Consider the following 18,871-nt stretch of genomic DNA (forward strand, 5'->3'; position numbering starts at 1 on the left):
GGTGTATACTAAAATTACCATTCTTTTTTTGCGGGAGGACTGTCTATGAAAGTCATTTTCAAATATTGGATCAACGGGGAAGCGCGCAGCAGCGAAGTCGAGCTTACCGAAGACGAAGCCGGCTTGCTGGCCAAGTCCACACATGCCGTGTTCCCGCATTTTATCAATGGCAGCAATCATTTTAAAATACGGGGCAATATTGCATCGACGACGTTTCACGCTCTGCCGCAAGGTCGGGTGTTTGTGATCGAAATCGGCGAAGCCAAGGATTTGGTGTAGCGATGGTCGGGGAATTTCGCTATGAAATCGACAACTGTCCTCTGATTGTATACGAGCCGGCGATTGACTTCATCGAACGATATTTGCAGCAGATGGACGCGCGTACGCACTCCTTTTGCGAGCTTACTGTTGGCGAATCTGCTTGTTTGCAGGCCAGAGGCGGGGCCAGCCGGATGATTGTCGAATATCGGATCGGAGAAGGGGAGGCGTTCCGTCATTATGTGGTCGGGCGGAAGAAATCGACCCTTTTCCCTGTCAAGGTGCGTTACAGTGCGGGGATGATCCAGGCGTTCACCAACGAGCTGCTGACATGGGAAGAAGCGCTGGAGCTGTTTGGCGCATTTATGGATCATCCGCAGCCAAGCAGCGCGTACTTGCTAAGGGAGACGTTTCGCGAACAGGAGCTATAGGCAAAGCTATATATGAAGCTGATCGATCGGGATCGGCTTTTTTTAATGCGCTGATAGGGGATTGACGCAACAGGTCCATCGCTTGACATGTGGTCAATAAATTCCTCCCGCTACGTCAACAATATCAGTGTGCGAGAGACTTGCAGAAAATTACAATGAGCATGTTTCTTAATCCAAAGGAGGGAATTTATGAATCAGGTTCATGTTTGGAGATTCAAGCCGGCCCGCTGGCTGGCGATGGTGCTGCTCGCAGCGGCGCTGCTGCTCGGTTGTGCCGTCAGGGGAGAAGCGGCGGTCGATAGCGGCTACAAGGTGTCCGTTATGCTTAATTTGCCGGATATCACCGATTTCAATGCTTTTGACGCGCAGCTGACAACCTTGAAGAACTATGGCGTCAAGGTCGTAGAGGTTGACATGTGGTGGAACCATTTTGAGCCGACGACGCGCAATCAGTTCAACTGGAGCTATTATCAGAATGTGTTTACCCACATCAAAAACGCCGGATTGCTCATTGCGCCGATTTTCTCTTTTCACCAGTGCGGCGGCAACGTTGGCGACAATTGCAATTTTCCGGTTCCGAGCTGGGTCTGGTCGCTGGGCACACAGGATCAAATGCAATACAAGTCCGAGACCGGCTACTACAACAACGAATACGTCGCTCCTTATTTCACGACGGCATACACGCTGTACGATGAGGCGTTCAAATCGTTTGCAGCCAACATGAGCGCGTTTCAGGGTTCGTTTTATAAAATCTATATCGGACTCGGCCCGGCCGGCGAGCTGCGCTATCCGAGCTACAACGCTGCTGACGGCTGGACTTATCCGGGACGCGGCAAGCTCCAGGCGTATTCCGGCCCGGCCATCGCGAGCTTCCAGAGCGCCATGCAAGCCAAATACAGCACGATTGGCGCGTTGAACAGCGCTTGGGGAACGTCGCTAAGCGGCTTCAATCAAGTCATGCCGCCTTCGAACGGAGATAGCTTTTTTAACACAGGGGGGTATACGATTACGTACGGCAAGGACTTTTTGACATGGTATCAAGGCGTGCTGACGACGCATATGAGCAATGTAATGGCCAAGGCTCATCCGGCGCTGGATACGTTCGGTGTGCGCTTGGGGGCCAAGATGCCGGGCATCCATTGGCAATACAACAACCCTTCGGTGCCGCATGAAGCCGAAAATACAGCGGGTCTGTACAACTACTCGACAATGATCGACCAGTACAAGACCAGCAATGTCGATCTGGCCTTCACAGCGCTGGAGCTGCAGGACAACGCCGGGTATCCGTACTACAGCCAGCCGCAGGCGCTTGTACAGTATGTCGCGGGCTTGTGTTTGCAAAAGGGCGTGCCGCATGACGCGGAAAATGCGCTGGCAATCAGCGGCAACTCGGCGTTGTACAATAGCGCAGCCTTTAACACGTTCAACTACGGCTTCGACGGCTTTGCCCTGCTGCGGCTGGAAAATGTCGTAACCCCAAGCGGCGCGGCTACTGCAGAGCTGAGTCCGTTCACGCAGGCGCTGGCGCTGCAGCCGCAGAAGGTGACGGTAACCATTAATGGCGCGAATCCAGCGGCGGGCCAAAGCGTCTACCTGATCGGCGACCGGATGGAGTTCGGGGCATGGAATACGGGCTTTGCCATCCCGGCGACCAATGTCGGCGGCGGCGTATGGAAAGCCACGTTTAATCTTGGGGCGTCGCACGCTTACAGCTTCAAGGCGATCAAGAAAACATCGTCCGGCGCCGTCACGTGGGAGAATGGCGGCAACCACAGCTGGACCGTGCCCTACATCGCCGGAGGGACGTCTACCTACACGTTGAATTGGCAAAACTGATCTGTCGCAGGTGCGGCTGCGGAACAGGCGGGCCATAGGGCCAGCCTGCTCCTTGGCAGCTGGATCCATCTCCGAAGGAATAAGCAGGGAAATGCTCCGCTCGCGGCGAACGAATGAGCAGGAGGTGATTGTCCATGTCCAACGACGAACAGCTGCTTCCTGAGGAACAGGAAGTTCTGGAAATGAAAGAGGCGGATCGCGCGACCGTCGAGGATGCGTTCCCGACTTCCGTAAACGGTCAGGTGACCGACTGATTGCTGACGCCCGCAAGGGCGTCTTTGTATGTTCAGGCCAACCTGCAGCTCAGGGTTAGCCTTTTTTTTATATAAGACAAGACCAGTTAACTGCGTTATAATCCTATTAATCCCATATTTGCTAGCCAATATTTTTTAAATTTCGACAATCTGCAAAATCTGTAGAAATGAAAACTTCCATAGTGTTATTGTAGAGGGAAAGAAAGTAAAATGTGGGGGAAATCATGAATACCGTGCTGTACGTCGCGCTTGGTTTTTTGGATATCGTGGTCGTGTTTGCGTTTCTTTTCAAAATCTACCGTTGGCCGTTTTGGGGCTACGCCAGGGAAATAGCGGCGATTGCGCTGACGCTGAGCATTATTTCCTGGGTCGACCGCGTCGTGTTCCAATGGGCTGACTGGGACGCGACGGTTCAGTACGGTCTTGTCATTCTTTCGCTCAAATTGCTATTCCGGGTGCGCTGGAACCGGGCATTTACGCTCGCGACAGTCGGTTATCTGGCTTTCGTCTCGACGCAAAATGTCGTTTATGCCCTGCTGCTGGTTACGAATATGGTCAACATGGCGGATGCGCAAATTACTCAGGGAGCAGGCACATATCTGATACAAATTTGCACACATCTTGTCAGTTTGCTGATTTGTCTGGCGCTGTATTACGGAGGTTACGGTTTTTCATATATTTCTGTACCGCCGCATGACCGCAAGAAAGAGCTGGCTTCCAATGTGCAGCGCGTGATTTCGGCGTTAAACGTGCTGGCTGCGCTGATTCTGGCCAGCACCATGTATTGGGTAATGAATTACTATCAGCATGTGTATATTATTGTGCCGAGTGCGCTGCTTGCGTTGTTTTTGCTGATTGTTGTATCCCGCAAGAGGGAGAGTGCACAATGAGAGATCCGATCGACGTAGTGGCGCGCAGGCTTTCCAGAGTAGGGTGGATCAGGCGGGAGATGAGCGAGCAACTGGCCGAATACCGGCTGGCCGTCGGCATCAACATGATCGGCGTCATTTTGTCTACGGCGCTGCTGGGCGCGATGTGGGGAAAATATGGACAGGCGATGGTGGCGATGGTTTGCTTTTTCGCGTTGCGGGCTTTTTCCGGAGGCTTTCATTTTCGCTCGTTAACGTTGTGCTGGGCCGTTACTGTCGCTTTGTTCGTTGCCATTGGCTTTGTGGAGCTGCCGCTTGCAGCAACAGGAGCTGTCAATACAGCGGCGCTGCTGCTGGTGCTGTGGCGAGCTCCGCGGAATGTGACTGGCGTGCCGGTGTATATGTACCGATATATGAAATTTTTTTCCGGGCTGATCGTCGGGTTGAATCTGATTTGGCTCAGCGATCAGGCAGCCGTCAGCTTTGCGGCGCAGGCTCTGCTATTGCTGCCCCATGAGAGGAGGTGATTTTATGGAAAGATATGCAAACTATATCGGCGAAGCCAAAACGCATGTTTATCTCGCTTCGTTTACTTTGGTCTTCATCCTTTATTTCCTGTTCTTCAAAGGATCCATCGGAGATAAGCAGCTTCCGCTGGAACTGCAGTAACCATGCTGTTTAACTGTCTGGACGACAAGGGAGATCCGCTGGATATTCCGAAAGATCAAGTGCTCTATGTCTACAAGGTGGCCAAATACGCCTTGTTCGTCCATACGGATCGCCATCAAGAGCTGGAGTGGGAGATGATGGGCCCCATTGATTCAGCGTCCAGATTTCTCGCCCAATTCGGTTTTGCGCGGGTGGATTCGGGCACGATTGTGAATATGAGCAAGATTGCGAGCTGGAGCAAGAAAAAGGTGTTCGGCAAGTATGAAGCTTATTTCACAGATGGCAGTAAAGTTACGGTTTCAAGAACCGCACACGAGCTGTATTGCAAATCCTAGCTGCTTCCACTTGGTGGGGCAGCTATTTTATTTAACACACTTTGTATTTCCTGTCAACAACTGAAAAGGTATACCTTTCTGTACATACCATTCATTCCCTTTTATGTGTATAGTAGAGTTACGCTCGGACGCAAATATATTTGCGTTCGGACGCAAATGCACGCAAGCGCAGAAAGGGGATTCCATGAACATCGAGCAGACGGTTGAGGAAATTTTGGCAATCAAAAGGATGCTGCATCAAGGAGCGTCGACGGAAGAAGTAGGACGCTATATCGAGCAGCGGGTCAAGCAGGACCCGGTTCGCTCTGCGGAATGCGAAACGCCCGCTTTATGCGGCGCCAATACCGGAGGGAGCATACGGTAGGGACCTTCGCGGGAGAGGCGCTTGGCCGTTGTCTGCCTTGTCGTCGTACATGTTTGACGAAGGGTTGCAACAGGCCATGCCTATTTGTATTCATCGATCCTCGACGCCAGGCGTTGGGGTTTTTTTCTGTTTATCGAAAGCCTGATGATGTAAAAAGACTGTGATAAAGAAGTCATCATACTGACTGTGGTAGGGCCGACGCTGAAGCTCGACAATCTCCCTGATACAACTCGTCGCAGTACGTTGACTGTCTCCGGCACATTAAGCGATATTAACGATAGCGAGCCTATCGTCTACTTGAACATAGGCCTGCTAAAGAACGCCCTGTCAGCGCGCATGAATACATGCCACCGGCAGGGCGTTTGTTTGTATGACAAGCTAGAGCTCTTCGTTGATGCCCATTCTTTGCGTGCCGCCCAGATCAACATGCGGGTAATGACCGGGCTGCGGACCATTCAGTACCGTAGGATTGAGGTTTTGTCCCAAATCGCCAAAGCCTCCGGCATTTACCAAGCCGCCGAATCCGCCCAAACCGCCAGCACCGCCGAAATCTTCTGGCTGGATATCGCGTGGAGGTTCTTCATTCATTTTCACTTCTTCATCTACGGGGCCGCTCTGAACCGGGTTTTGTGCCATCCATTGTTGGGCGGCCTTCACGATGCTTTCGTCTTGCGGGAATTCGTCGCTCAGAACCGTCGCGATTCGGCCGACTTCGCGCGGCCAGTTAAACATGTTGTATTTTTTGGCTTTCATGTAATGGATGAAAGTAAGCTGCATCTCGAGGATGCTATAGACAAGCCGCGCTCGCTTATGAACCAGCTTCACCTTACGCCGCCAGTCGCCGAGATCGCTGAATATCGCTTGAGTAGGGAAGGCACCGCGAATTTCTTCGATGGTGTCCAGTACTTGCTTGACACGCCAGTCTCCTTGCTGTTGGATCAGCTGCCGGACGTCATTCTGCAAATCGTTGAGTCCGTTAAGGTCCTCCAGAGCCTGTTTCAGCAGCATGCCGGTTTTGGCAGTATCGCGATCGGCCCAGCCGTCAAGCAGCCTGTCCATAAAGGACTGAACCAGCGGAATATGCTCAAAGTGCTTCAACTGATCCATCAGCTCTTTATTTTTGTTAGCGACCAGCTCCGTCTTGCGATGCTCGATAGAGGGGGCCGCTTCTTGGTCGATCAATGCTTTGATGGCAGAGCTGTTGCTGGAGACGTCGCCGCGATTGAACCCGAACGGCCCGTCGTTAATTTGTAAATAATTCAGGGCGCCGCGCGCTGACGGCATTTTTTTGAACCGATCGGTTGATTTGACTTCTTCATCCTCTTCAGCCGGAAATTGTGAAAATAAAAAGTTTTGCGTCGCCGTGCGTTTATTCAGCGAGTTGCCGGACGTATCGTTCCAGCCTTGCGTCGTTTGAAAATCGGTGAATTTTCCACGAAATTCTTCTTGCTTTTTCTGCCTTTCCTCCAGCTCGATGTGATGCTCCGCTTTCATGAATTGTCCGTATTCAACGTAGTAATCGTCGTTGGTCGCTTCAAGAATTTCTTGCATATTCAAGGGATTGTACAATATCTCATAAACAAACGGACGCTTTTTCCAACCTGCACCGCTTTTGCCCTGAATGTGGCCGGCGGATTGCGAGCTGGTGATGTCGAGCCATGCTACCTGAAAGTCACCGTCAAATACCACGATGTCGGGGCGGGTGTGGCCCTCGGCATATTGCATTTCGACGGTAAGTCCTTCAAAATTGCCGATTCGCTGACAAGCAAGCGTTTCAATGGCATAACCGAAGCGGGCATGAATCAGATCGGGCTGGGTATCCGGATCACGAAGATACGCGTCAGCGATGGCGAACCAGTTCTGCAGGTGCGCATTGGGATTGCCGTCGAAGCTGTGCCATTGCACGGATTCTTCACGCGCTTGCGTGACGAAGCGATCGACCTCGGCGGCAAAGCGCGTAATACGGTCGCGGTAGGCAGCTATCTTTTCGACATCCTTGTATTCGGTATCAAAAGGGCGCAGCACGCGCTGAATCTGCTGACGACCGTGGGCCCAGGTTACGGCTTTTGTTCGTGCGTTATTGGCGCTCATGCTCTCGGCATGATGTCCGTCGTCAGCAGATTTGCGCTGCAGCGCGGGCTTGGATCTGTGCGGTTCGGATGCAGGGCCTTTGGCCACTGGGGATTGCTGCTGCAGCATGTCGGCCACTGCGCGATTGCCAACGGCTCTTTGCAGGACCGCTGCATTACCGGGAGTCACGACAGGCATCCGGTTGCCTGAGAAAGCAGATTCACCGGCGACTTCCGCGACAGACTCCGACTGGCGCTCCGGTTGCGGGGCCGTATGATTGGCGAAACGGGAAGAGCTTGCTGCTTGGTGCACGGCGCCACGCTCCTGTTCTTGGATCAAACCACTTTTTAAGGATATTATAAGGGATTATGACTGAATTTACTATATAAATTACAGGACTTTGAAACTATTTCAGTGAAATGGGCATCTTATATATGAGTCTTTATTCCTAAATTTACCAAAGTGTTTGCATCTGGTAAGAGAGATAGGTGCTTGAAAGCTTGACAAGCAAACAAGAAGTAACTAGAATGGTTACAACGGCAGGTGATCATGGATGAAGCAAATCAGCAGCAAATTTTCGATTGCAGTACATATTTTATCGCTGATCGCGGTTACTTCCTCGCAGCTTTGTACCGGCGATTATATGGCGGGGAGCATTAACACAAATCCGGTTATCGTCAGACGGATCATGGCCAATCTGAAGAAGGCGGGGCTTATTGCGGTTCGTCCCGGGGTTGGCGGGGCAACTTTAATGAAAGACATCAGAGAAATTACGCTGCTTGATATCTACCGGGCGGTAGAAGTGGCGGAGGCCGGCGGCTTATTTCATATTCACGGCGAACCCAATATGAATTGCCCCGTGGGTCGCAATATCGAAGGCGCCCTGCGCAGCGAATTGCAGGAAGCGCAGAGGGCGCTGGAGCAACGACTGCAACAGGTTACACTGCAGGAGCTGGTTGCGAAATTCACCTGAGTCCTTTGTAAGAACATGCAAGCAGGCTCGTGTGATATCGCCGAAAGGCGTTAACGCGAGCGGGTGTTGGCGATTAACTCCAGCTGGAGTTTTTCTTATATACCAGTTGTAACTAATATAGTTATAACACTTTCTATTATAATAATGGAGGTTGATGGCAATGAAGATTTTGGTGACAGGTGCAACGGGGCAATTGGGAGATCAGGTCGTGAAAAGCTTGCTGGCGCTAACACCGGCGCAACAAATCGCGGTTAGCGTACGTGATTCGCACAAAGCGGCGCATCTGGCTGCGCGCGGTGTGGAGGTGCGTGAGGGAGACTTTGACCGGCCGGAGACATTGGAACAGGCATTTTCCGGAGTGGACCGCCTGTTGCTGATTTCGTCCCAAGGGGATAACGATACCCGCATTCGCCAGCACGCGGCAGCCATTGAAGCCGCCCAACAGGCCAAAGTCGGCTTCATCGCCTATACAAGCCTGGCAGGCGTTGACGACAGCCCGTTATTTTTGGCACCGGTACACCGGGCGGCAGAAGCAGCCATTCGCGCAAGCGGTATTCCGTATTCGTTCCTGCGCAATAACTGGTACGCAGAAAATGAAGCGACGGTTGTGCAGGCCGTGCTTGCAGGAGCACCCTGGATAACTGCAGCTGGAGCCGGCCGAGTCGGATGGGCCGCGCGTTGCGATTACGCGCAAGCCGCAGCAGCGGTGTTGACGGGTGAAGGACACGAGCACACCATTTATGAATTGTCGGGACCTCTGCGGACGAATGAGCAGTTTGCTGAGGAGCTAGCGCAAGTTATCGGCAAAGAGGTGGCTGTACAAAATCTGGACAGCAACACGTATGCCGCGCTTTTGACAGAAAACGGACTTCCCGATGGCGTTGCACAGATGCTGGCACAGATGCAAACGGCTATTCGTCAAGGGGCGTTGGAGGTAGTCAGCGAGCATTTGCCGCAGCTGCTTGGCCGTCCGGTGACTCCGCTCGCCGATGTAATCCGGGGCTGGGCCAGCGGATCGACGGTATAGGTATTGCATAATAAAGGGAAATAAGATACGATCAGAGAAGTTGAATCACAGGTGCGCACAGCGAGCTCGCTGGCGCGTCTGTGGCTCACTTTTTTTAATAAATTGATGTAATCGATTTCACGATCGTAGTTGCTTCACATAAATGAAATCGATTTCAAAAAATGGAGGTGTGCGAACAACAGCGAGCATTTCAGTTAATTTTCAGAAAAATGAGAGCGCTATCATAGCGGCCGTCGGTCAAATCCGGCGGTATACCATTAAGGAGGTTAGTTATGCAAATGAAAGTACGACGGGTAGCCTATAAGCCGCTTTGGGTTTGTTTGCTGGCGATTATGACGGTGTTAACGAGTTTATCCTGGGAGCCGCCGGCGGCCGAAGCAGCGACGGTCAATGTGCCCGGTAAAGTTGAGGCGGAAAATTGGAGCGCAATGAATGGCGTTCAGACGGAGGCGACGAGCGATACAGGCGGCGGGTTGAACGTAGGCTGGCTGGATGCGGGCGATTGGATGGATTACGCCGTGAATGTGCAGGCGGCGGGCACTTATACAGTCGATTTCCGGGTCGCTTCGCCCAACAGCGGGCAGCAGCTGCAGCTGCGCAATGCAGGAGGGACCGTATTGGCAACAGCCAATATCCCCAACACCGGCGGCTGGCAGACATGGACGACGGTCAGTGTCAACGCGAGTCTGATTGCGGGTGCGCAAACCTTGCGTTTGTATGCAGCAACGACCGGCTTTAATGTTAATTGGCTCAATTTCACATCCGTTGCTCCTACACCGACGCCTACGCCCACACCCGGCGTCATTGTTGCGGGAGGGATCTATAAGCTGATTAATCCGAACAGCGGCAAGGCGCTCGATGTGGCCAGCGCAGGCACGACGGACGGAACGAATGTGCAAATATGGACGGATAACGGTTCGGCAGCCCAGCAGTGGCAAACGAACTCCAATAGCGACGGCACGTATACCCTGATCAATGTCGGTAGCGGTAAAGCGCTAGATGTGGCCGCGGCCGGGACCGCTGACGGCTCGAACGTTCAGATTTATACGAGCAACGGGACAGGCGCGCAAAAATGGTCGATCAACAGCAACGGCGACGGCACGTATTTGCTGTTGAATCAAAATGCCGGTAAAGCGCTCGATGTCGTCAGTGCGGGAACCTCCGACGGCACCAATGTGCAAATTTGGGGAAATACGGCTACTGCGGCACGCAGATGGCAGCTGGTTCAACTAACCACACCAACGCCAACGCCGACGCCTTCGGCCACGCCGACGCCAACGCCGGGAACGGCTCCCGATTTTGGACCGAATGTGAAAATTTTCAGCCCATCGATGTCGGCCTCCAGCATTCAGAGTCAGTTGAACAGCGTGTTCAGCCAACAGGAGTCCAACCAGTTCGGCACCAATCGCTATGCGCTTGTGTTTAAGCCGGGCACATACAACGTGGATGTGAATGTGGGCTTTTATACGCAGGTACTGGGACTCGGCATGTCGCCGGACGATGTAACGATTAATGGAGCGGTGCATGCGGAAGCGGATTGGTTTCAAGGTAACGCCACGCAAAATTTCTGGCGGGCAGCGGAAAATCTTTCGGTGACGCCGTCGGGCGGAACGAACCGCTGGGCCGTATCGCAAGCAGCGCCGTTTCGGCGGATGCACATTCGCGGCAATTTGGCGCTGGATGACGGCGGCTGGTCGAGCGGAGGGTTTATTTCCGACTCAAAGATTGATAATCAAGTGAACTCCGGCGGGCAGCAGCAGTGGTTTTCGCGTAACTCGCAGTTCGGCAGCTGGGCGGGCTCCAACTGGAATATGGTATTCCTTGGCGTAAACGGCGCGCCATCCGGCGCATCCTGGCCGAATCCGCCGCATACCGTCGTCAGTCAAACGCCGACCGTACGCGAAAAGCCGTTTTTGACTATAGACAGTGGCGGCAATTATAGCGTATTCGTCCCGGCGCTGACGACCAATACTCAGGGCACGACCTGGTCAAGCGGCACGACTGCCGGACAATCGATTCCGATTGATCAGTTCTACATTGCCAAGTCGGGCGTGGACACGGCGTCCACGATCAATGCGGCATTGAGCCAAGGGAAGCATGTGCTGTTTACACCCGGCATTTATCACCTGAACGATACGCTTCGCATCACAAATGCCAATACAGTAGTGCTTGGCTTGGGGCTGGCGACGCTCATTCCCGACAACGGGGTCAATGCCATGTCGATTGCCGATGTGGACGGAGTCAAGGTAGCAGGGTTGCTTTTTGACGCGGGTACGGTCAATTCGCCGATTTTGCTGGAGGTCGGACCAAGCGGCAGCTCGGCCAGCCATGCGTCCAATCCGACATCGCTGCACGATTTGTTTTTCCGCGTTGGCGGCGCAGCAGTCGGAAAGGCTGACGTCAGCCTTCGCATCAACAGCAGCAACGTCATCGGCGACCATTTCTGGATCTGGCGCGCCGATCATTCCTATGGCGTAGGCTGGAATACAAACACGACGAAAAACGGTCTGATCGTAAACGGAGCGAATGTGACGATCTACGGCTTGTTCGTGGAGCATTACCACCAGTATCAAACGCTGTGGAACGGTAACGGCGGGCGTGTCTATTTTTATCAAAGCGAAATTCCTTACGATGTACCGAATCAGAGCAGCTGGATGAACGGCACGGTTAACGGCTATGCTTCCTATAAGGTAGCAAGCTCGGTTACCAGCCATGAGGCGTGGGGGTTGGGCATCTACTGTTACTTTAGCTCCAATCCCAGTGTGAAGCTGCAAAGTGCGATTGAAGCTCCGAGCGTAAGCGGTGTGAAGTTTCATAATATGACGACCGTGTCACTTGGCGGAACAGGGGAAATCACGCATATTTTGAACAATACAGGCAATGCGGCCAATTCGGGCGGAACGGTGCAGCGGTTGGCGCAGTAAAGCGGACAACAAACGGATCACGAAAAAAGGAACTGCTTTCCCGTACTTGCCGGGGTGCAGTTCCTTTTTCTAATAAATATCGCGGAACAATCCAATAACGCGTCCGAGAATAGTCACATGCTTGAGGCGAATCGGCTCCAAAGCCGGATTCTCCGGCTGCAGGCGGATGTGGTCGCGCTCCTTGAAGAAACGCTTGACTGTCGCTTCGTCATCTTCGGTCATGGCTACGACGATATCGCCGTTGTCAGCCGTCTGCTGCTGCTTGACGATCACGTAGTCGCCGTTGTGGATGCCAGCATCAATCATGCTGTCGCCGATGACGCTGAGCATGAACACGTTGTTGTCGCCGACATAATGCGATGGCAGCGGGAAGTAGTCCTCGATGTTCTCTGTGGCCATAATCGGTACGCCGGCCGTGACCTTGCCGATCAAGGGTACGCGTGCTACGGAAAGCGCGAAGTGGGAGGAAGCGACGTCTTCGCCCAAAATCTCGATGGCGCGGGGCTTGGTGGGGTCGCGGCGAATCATCCCTTTCTTCTCCAGCCGCTCCAGATGCCCGTGTACAGTGGAGCTGGAAGCAAGTCCTACGGCTTCGCCGATTTCGCGTACGGAAGGTGGATAGCCCTTATCTTTCACTTCATTTTTAATAAATTCCAAAATGGCCTGCTGGCGCTGCGATATTTTACTCAATGGTTATCACTCCAATATGGGAATCATTACAACGAGTATAACACAGAACCGGAGTTCGTACAAACATAAGTTCGAACATGCTCTTGACGCAAACGCTTGTTCGTGATAATCTAAAATCAGAACAAATGTTTGGGAGATGATGAGAATGTATATCGCGTATTCTGAAGCTTCTGTACAACGTGCGCCACAGCAGGTGAAGCTGTCTGTCAGCAAGTCTGCTTTTCATAAATTATCGCTGTTTTTTGGCAAACCGCTGCGTTTTATGGCTGTTTTTGTTGTTCTTTTAATTTTGCTTTCTTGCGGCGCCATTGTGAAGGCTTATGCCGGCAGCAGCAATGAATTGCCGAACGTGGACAACACGGCTTCGGCCGGAGCGGCTTTTGAAGAGCCTGTAAAGCTGACGGTAGAACGAGGAGACACGCTATGGAGCATCGCTCAGGATCGCTTGGATCAAGATTCGAACATTCGTTCTTATATTGCAAAGATTAAGGCTTTCAATCATTTGGACAGCAGCGTGCTCTATGAAGGGCAAGTGCTGTTGCTTCCTTAAATAGTATTTTTTATGCAGCTAAGCCGCTAGTCAAGGCGGACTGTCTTATGCTGAAAGTAAGGCTTTTCTACTGAACTTACAGTAGAGGAGCCTTTTTTGCATTTTTTGTTCATATACTTGGAGAACAGGAGCAGTCCGTTTCACACTGGCGGAATGCGGCAAATCATCTATATGGAACAAATGTTCCTGTGGCGGTATGTGCTTGACTTTCACGGGGCGGGATGGCAAAGTTATACTCATATTGCAAGGCAAGGAGGATTCTATGAGCGACAGTATTGAGCAGAGTATTCAGCGTATTAACGAACTCGCGCGCAAAGCCAAAACCAAGGGCCTGACGGACGAAGAAATCGAGGAGCGCAATGAATTGCGGAAAAAATATATTGAGTCATTCCGCAGTGCGCTCAAGGTACAGCTGGATTCCATCAAGTTTACGGATGAGGAGCCGTCGTAGCTTCACATAGATGAAAGAACACGATTAAAGCGCATAAAAGGGGAACGGGAACATGACGTTGAAGGCCATATGGTTTGATTTGGATGACACATTATTGTGGGATGAACGCAGTGTAGAGGAAGCGTTTACAGCCACTTGCGAGGAAGCAGCCCGTCGTGCGGGTGTCGAACCCAAGGAGCTGGAAGCGGCAGTCCGCCGCGAAGCGCGCGCGTTATATGAAGCGCATGAAGCGTTTCCTTTTACCAAAATGATCGGTATTAACCCCTTTGAGGGATTGTGGGCCAACTTTACGTCCGGCCATCAGGAGGAGTTCCGCAAGCTGGAGCAATTTGCGCCTGCTTACCGCTCGGCTTCCTGGACAAAAGGACTTGCAGCGCTAGGCGTAGACGATCCGGAGCTGGGCCGCGAGCTTGGCGAACGGTTTGCAGCCGAACGGCGCAAGCGTCCGCTGGTATATGAAGAGACCTTTCGCGTGCTCGACGCGTTGAAGGGCCAATACAAGCTGCTTTTGCTGACAAACGGTTCGCCCGATTTGCAAAAGGAAAAGCTGGCGGGAGTGCCCGACATTCCCGGATATTTTGACCATATCGTCATTTCCGGCGAGTTCGGCGAAGGTAAGCCGGCCGCATCGATTTTCCGCCATGCGTTGTCACTGCTTGATCTGGCCGCAGAAGATTGCATCATGATCGGCGATAAGCTGACCACCGACATCCTTGGCTCAGGCAGCATCGGCATGCGCAATATTTGGATCAATCACCATCAGGTCCAACGCAGCGACGAAATCGTACCGGCATACGAAGTATCGCGACTGCAGGAGATTTTGCCGATTATCGCCAGCCTGTCTACAAGCGATTTGCCGGCGGCGAGCCGCTGATATCAACGATAAAAAACCCGGTTGCGCAAGTGGAACGGAGGTTCCTTGGCGGCAGCCGGGTTTTTGAATGGGGCGTAAAAGCGTTATGCTTTTACGAACGCCGGGTCGTCAACATTGTAAGCGATCCAGCCGTCTTTTTCGATAAACAAGCGGACAGCCACGATTTGACGGTTTTCCATCAGCGTGAAGAAGTGATTCGTATTTTCCGGAACGGAGATGACATCGCCGGCCTCCAGCTCGACGTCGAAATAACCGACCTCGTCCTTGCCTTTAATGATAAAGATGCCTTTGCCGGCCACGATGGCGCGGATTTCATCTTCGGTATGCGTATGGACCTGCTCGAACTTCTTGAGCAGCTCTTCGATATTCGGCGTAGCGTCGGACAAGGAAATCACATCCCAGATTTCATACCCGCGGCGAGCGGCGAGATCGCGGATTTCCGGATCGTAGATGCTCGTAATTTGTGCCTTTTCTTCATCGCTCAGCACGAATTTCTCGCGCAGCTCGGCCGGCAGCTTCTCCATGTTCCAATGCTCGTAGACGACTTCTTGACTTTCGAGAAAAGCTTTGACCTGCGCTTCGTCTTCAATGCGCTCGTTCGTATTGCGAATGCGGATTTGTGCCATTGCCAATAATCCCTCTTTCATCGGTAAAGTTACTTGTATTATAGTGGAAAAGCCCGCGGCTGTCGATGGAGTGTCCTCACAAATTCCGATAAAATCCATAGGTAAAATTGATATTTTACAATCTTCCCTTGCAGGCTGGATTCTGATACACTAAATGTTAACTTATTTTGATGAAGCGTGCGTGAAATTCGGCGTTGCACCAGTGAAAGGAAGACAAAAAATGAGTAAACCCCCCATTCAGGAACAGCTGAAGAAAAAAATTATGATTCTCGACGGCGCGATGGGCACGATGATTCAGCAGGAGAATTTGACCCCGGACGATTTTGGCGGCGAAGAGCTCGACGGCTGTAACGAAATGCTTGTATTGACGCGTCCCGATGTGATTCAGAACATTCATGAAAAGTATTTTGCGGCAGGAGCCGACATTATAGAAACGAATACGTTCGGTTCGACCAGTGTGGTATTGGCCGAATACGATTTACAGGACCGGCACCGCGAGCTTAATCTGGCTGCCGCCAAGCTGGCGATTGCTGCTGCGGACAAATATTCGACGCCGGAATGGCCGCGTTATGTGGCCGGGGCGATGGGACCGACGACCAAGACGTTATCCGTCACCGGCGGCGTCACGTTCGAGCAATTGGAGACAAGCTACTACGAGCAGGCGCTGGCGCTGATCGAAGCCGGTGTCGATGCGCTGCTGCTGGAAACCTCGCAGGATACGTTGAACGTGAAGGCAGGCAGCATCGGTATTCGCCGCGCCTTCGATACGTTGGGCGTCACGCTGCCGATTATGATTTCCGGTACAATTGAACCGATGGGTACAACGCTGGCCGGCCAAAATATCGAATCGTTCTACATCTCGCTGGAGCATTTGCAGCCGATTTCGATTGGTCTGAACTGTGCGACCGGACCGGAATTCATGCGCGACCATATCCGCACCTTGTCGGGCATTGCCAAAACGGCCATCAGCTGCTATCCGAACGCCGGCTTGCCGGACGAAAACGGTCATTATCACGAATCGCCGGAATCGCTGGCGAAGAAAATGGCCGATTTTGCTCAAAACGGCTGGCTGAACATCGCCGGCGGCTGCTGCGGCACGACACCCGATCATATTCAGGCAATGGCCGAAGTACTGGCAGGTTATCAGCCGCGGCAGGAATACGGCGACCATCCCGCAGCGGTATCCGGCATCGAGACGGTCTACATTGAGCAGGATAATCGTCCGATCATGGTCGGCGAACGGACGAATATTTCCGGCTCGCGCAAATTCAAGCGTCTGATCAAGGAAGGCAAGTTCGAGGAAGGCTCGGAAATCGCCCGCGCGCAGGTCAAAAACGGGGCTCATGTCATCGACATCAACCTGCAGGATACGGACATCGACGAAGCGTATGCGATGGAGAACTTTTTGCAATATGTGGTCAAAAAGGTCAAGGTTCCGCTGATGATCGACTCGACCTACGATCACATCATCGAGCTCGGACTGAAATATTCGCAAGGCAAGGCGATTATCAACTCGATCAACCTTGAAGACGGCGAATCGAAGTTCCAAAGCATCCTGCCGTTGATTCACCGTTACGGCGCTGCCGTGGTTTGCATCCTGATCGACGAACGGGGACAAGCCGTTTCCCGCGAAGCGAAAATGGAAGTGGCAACGCGCGCATACGAGCTGCTGACCGGCAAATACGGGATGAATGCCGAAGATATTATTTTTGACCCGAACATGTTCCCGGTCGGCTCCGGCGATCCGCAGTATATCGGCTCGGCCGTCGAAACGATTGAAGGCATCCGCATGATCAAAGAGAAATATCCGGCTTGCAAAACGATTCTCGGCCTCAGCAACATTTCGTTCGGTTTGCCGGACGCGGGTCGCGAGGTGCTGAACTCCGTTTATTTGTACCATTGTACAAAAGCCGGGCTTGATTACGCGATCGTGAATACAGAAAAGCTGGAGCGCTATGCGTCGATTCCTGAAGCGGAACGGCAACTGGCCGAAGAGCTGATTTATCATACCAATGACGATACGCTGGCGCAGTTCGTCGCTCATTTTCGGGAGAAGAAGGTCGAGAAGAAAGAGAAAATCTCCAACCTTTCGCTGGAAGAGCGGCTGGCTTCCTATGTCGTAGAAGGGACGAAGGAAGGGCTGATTCCCGATCTCGACGAAGCCATGACCAAATATGCGCCGTTGGAAATCATTAACGGGCCGCTGATGAAGGGCATGGAGGAGGTTGGCCGACTGTTTAACAACAATGAGCTGATCGTGGCCGAGGTTTTGCAAAGCGCCGAGGTGATGAAGGCGTCGGTATCGTATCTGGAGCCGTTCATGGAGAAATCGGAGTCGGCGGTTAAAGGTAAAATCCTGCTGGCGACGGTCAAAGGCGACGTGCACGATATCGGCAAAAACCTGGTGGAAATTATTTTGTCCAATAACGGCTACCATATCGTCAATCTGGGCATCAAGGTGCCGCCGGAGCAATTGATTGAAGCGTTCCGCAAGGAAAAGCCGGATGCGATCGGCTTGTCCGGTCTGCTCGTGAAGTCGGCGCAGCAAATGGTCGTAACGGCGCAGGATTTGCGCACAGCCGGTGTAGATGTGCCGATTCTTGTCGGCGGCGCGGCGTTGACGCGCAAGTTTACGCGGACGCGGATTGCGCCTGAATACGAAGGCATGGTGTTGTATGCCAAAGATGCGATGGACGGTCTGGATATCGCCAACAAGCTGAGCGATCCAGGTCAGCGGGAACGTCTTGTACAGGAGCTGCGCGAAAGCATGGAGTCCGATGTGATGGAATCCGGCAAAAAAGACCAGAAGCCCAAAAGCAACGTCATCATGCGTTCGGCGATCTCCCGCGACGTGCCGGTGCAGACGCCCCCGGATCTGGAGCGCCATGTGCTGCGCGATTACCCGATCAGCCATATTATGCCATATGTCAATATGCAAATGCTGCTCGGGCATCATCTCGGGCTCAAGGGCAAAGTGGAGCAGCTGCTGGGCAGCAGCGACCCGAAAGCTTTGCAATTGAAGGATACCGTGGATTCGATTTTGTATGAAGCGCAAAAAAACCGGATTATTACGGCGCATGGGATGTACCGCTTCTTCCCGGCGCAGTCCAGCGGCAACGACGTGATTGTGTACGATCCCGACGATCACAGCAAGGTACTGCAGACGTTTACGTTCCCGCGGCAGGAGACGGAGCCGTTTATGTGTCTGGCGGATTACTTGAAGCCGGTGGACAGCGGGCAAATGGATTACGTCGGCTTCCTGCTCGTGACCGCCGGGCATGGCATCAACGAATTGGCCAAGGAATGGCGCGACAAGGGCGATTATTTGAAGTCGCATGCGTTGCAGGCGACGGCGCTGGAGGTTGCGGAAGGGTTCGCCGAGCGGATCCATCACATTATGCGTGATGTATGGGGCATTCCCGACGCCCCGGATATGACGATGCAGAAGCGTTTCGGAGCCAAATATATCGGCCAGCGGTTTTCGTTCGGCTACCCGGCGTGTCCGAATCTGGACGATCAGGCGCAACTGTTTGCTTTGCTCAAGCCCGAGGACATCGGGGTTGAGTTGACGGAATCGTTTATGATGGAGCCGGAAGCGTCGGTGTCGGCGATTGTGTTTGCCCATCCGGAGGCCCGTTACTTTAACGTCGATAAAGTCTAGCCGGCAGAT

The 18,871-nt window shown here is 52.8% G+C and carries 18 protein-coding genes; 15 read left to right on the forward strand and 3 right to left on the reverse strand.

From position 1 onward, the window contains the following. The first annotated feature begins 45 nt into the window (after positions 1 to 45). The 8 genes from B5M42_RS01070 (at position 46) to B5M42_RS01105 (ending at position 5,016) form a co-directional block, all read left to right on the forward strand. Positions 46 to 279, forward strand: coding sequence for a hypothetical protein (locus B5M42_RS01070; RefSeq protein WP_134750553.1), 234 nt, complete (start codon positions 46 to 48; stop codon positions 277 to 279). A gap of 2 nt (positions 280 to 281) precedes the next feature. After that, positions 282 to 689 carry a hypothetical protein gene (locus B5M42_RS01075; protein WP_134750551.1) on the forward strand — a complete coding sequence of 136 codons (408 nt, stop codon included), beginning with the start codon at positions 282 to 284 and terminating at the stop codon, positions 687 to 689. Between the two features lie 189 nt (positions 690 to 878). Then, positions 879 to 2,525 (forward strand): family 14 glycosylhydrolase, encoded by a 1,647-nt coding sequence (locus tag B5M42_RS01080; RefSeq protein WP_134750548.1) that lies wholly within the window; start codon positions 879 to 881, stop codon positions 2,523 to 2,525. A gap of 478 nt (positions 2,526 to 3,003) precedes the next feature. Further along, a complete protein-coding gene (locus B5M42_RS01085; RefSeq protein ID WP_134750546.1) occupies positions 3,004 to 3,669 on the forward strand; it encodes a hypothetical protein in 666 nt (221 codons plus the stop codon). Next, positions 3,666 to 4,175, forward strand: coding sequence for an accessory gene regulator B family protein (locus B5M42_RS01090; RefSeq protein ID WP_134750544.1), 510 nt, complete (start codon positions 3,666 to 3,668; stop codon positions 4,173 to 4,175). Before B5M42_RS01085 ends, B5M42_RS01090 begins: the two co-directional genes overlap by 4 nt. A 4-nt stretch (positions 4,176 to 4,179) precedes the next feature. Continuing rightward, positions 4,180 to 4,317 carry a hypothetical protein gene (locus tag B5M42_RS01095; protein WP_167689675.1) on the forward strand — a complete coding sequence of 46 codons (138 nt, stop codon included), beginning with the start codon at positions 4,180 to 4,182 and terminating at the stop codon, positions 4,315 to 4,317. 2 nt (positions 4,318 to 4,319) lie between these two features. Beyond that, positions 4,320 to 4,652 (forward strand): LytTR family DNA-binding domain-containing protein, encoded by a 333-nt coding sequence (locus B5M42_RS01100; RefSeq protein WP_134750542.1) that lies wholly within the window; start codon positions 4,320 to 4,322, stop codon positions 4,650 to 4,652. Positions 4,653 to 4,836: 184 nt separating this feature from the next. Further along, entirely contained in the window at positions 4,837 to 5,016 is a 180-nt protein-coding gene (locus B5M42_RS01105) for a hypothetical protein (protein ID WP_134750540.1), read from the forward strand. A 378-nt stretch (positions 5,017 to 5,394) separates the two neighbouring features. Here the strand turns inward: B5M42_RS01105 and B5M42_RS01110 are convergent, their stop codons facing one another. Further along, positions 5,395 to 7,398 carry a hypothetical protein gene (locus B5M42_RS01110; RefSeq protein WP_134750538.1) on the reverse strand — a complete coding sequence of 668 codons (2,004 nt, stop codon included), beginning with the start codon at positions 7,396 to 7,398 and terminating at the stop codon, positions 5,395 to 5,397. Between the two features lie 241 nt (positions 7,399 to 7,639). Here B5M42_RS01110 and B5M42_RS01115 point away from each other — a divergent pair, with 241 nt between their 5' ends. The 3 genes from B5M42_RS01115 (at position 7,640) to B5M42_RS01125 (ending at position 12,010) form a co-directional block, all read left to right on the forward strand. Next, on the forward strand, positions 7,640 to 8,059 hold the full coding sequence (locus tag B5M42_RS01115) for an Rrf2 family transcriptional regulator (RefSeq protein ID WP_134750536.1): 420 nt from the start codon (positions 7,640 to 7,642) through the stop codon (positions 8,057 to 8,059). Positions 8,060 to 8,219: 160 nt separating this feature from the next. Then, positions 8,220 to 9,086, forward strand: coding sequence for an SDR family oxidoreductase (locus tag B5M42_RS01120; RefSeq protein WP_134750534.1), 867 nt, complete (start codon positions 8,220 to 8,222; stop codon positions 9,084 to 9,086). 272 nt (positions 9,087 to 9,358) lie between these two features. After that, positions 9,359 to 12,010 carry an RICIN domain-containing protein gene (locus tag B5M42_RS01125; RefSeq protein ID WP_167689672.1) on the forward strand — a complete coding sequence of 884 codons (2,652 nt, stop codon included), beginning with the start codon at positions 9,359 to 9,361 and terminating at the stop codon, positions 12,008 to 12,010. A 69-nt stretch (positions 12,011 to 12,079) separates the two neighbouring features. Here the strand turns inward: B5M42_RS01125 and lexA are convergent, their stop codons facing one another. Next, positions 12,080 to 12,700, reverse strand: a complete 621-nt coding sequence (gene lexA, locus B5M42_RS01130; RefSeq protein ID WP_134750532.1) for a transcriptional repressor LexA — start codon at positions 12,698 to 12,700, stop codon at positions 12,080 to 12,082. Between the two features lie 145 nt (positions 12,701 to 12,845). Here lexA and B5M42_RS01135 point away from each other — a divergent pair, with 145 nt between their 5' ends. The 3 genes from B5M42_RS01135 (at position 12,846) to B5M42_RS01145 (ending at position 14,575) form a co-directional block, all read left to right on the forward strand. After that, complete coding sequence (locus B5M42_RS01135; RefSeq protein ID WP_167689670.1) at positions 12,846 to 13,250, forward strand: LysM peptidoglycan-binding domain-containing protein; 405 nt, start codon at positions 12,846 to 12,848, stop codon at positions 13,248 to 13,250. Positions 13,251 to 13,512: 262 nt separating this feature from the next. After that, positions 13,513 to 13,701, forward strand: coding sequence for a DUF896 domain-containing protein (locus B5M42_RS01140; RefSeq protein WP_134750528.1), 189 nt, complete (start codon positions 13,513 to 13,515; stop codon positions 13,699 to 13,701). Between the two features lie 52 nt (positions 13,702 to 13,753). Further along, the gene (locus B5M42_RS01145) at positions 13,754 to 14,575 is read left to right on the forward strand and encodes an HAD family hydrolase (RefSeq protein ID WP_134750526.1); all 822 of its coding nucleotides are present in this window, start codon (positions 13,754 to 13,756) and stop codon (positions 14,573 to 14,575) included. Positions 14,576 to 14,658: 83 nt separating this feature from the next. Here B5M42_RS01145 and B5M42_RS01150 read toward each other — a convergent pair whose 3' ends face one another. Further along, complete coding sequence (locus B5M42_RS01150) at positions 14,659 to 15,201, reverse strand: 1,2-dihydroxy-3-keto-5-methylthiopentene dioxygenase (RefSeq protein ID WP_134750524.1); 543 nt, start codon at positions 15,199 to 15,201, stop codon at positions 14,659 to 14,661. Positions 15,202 to 15,421: 220 nt separating this feature from the next. On the opposite strand from B5M42_RS01150, the gene metH reads away from it, so the two are divergent. Further along, positions 15,422 to 18,862, forward strand: a complete 3,441-nt coding sequence (gene metH / locus B5M42_RS01155; RefSeq protein WP_134750522.1) for a methionine synthase — start codon at positions 15,422 to 15,424, stop codon at positions 18,860 to 18,862. Positions 18,863 to 18,871: the final 9 nt, after the last annotated feature.

It is taken from the genome of Paenibacillus athensensis (genome assembly GCF_004514475.2).
Lineage (GTDB): Bacteria > Bacillota > Bacilli > Paenibacillales > NBRC-103111 > Paenibacillus_AL > Paenibacillus_AL athensensis.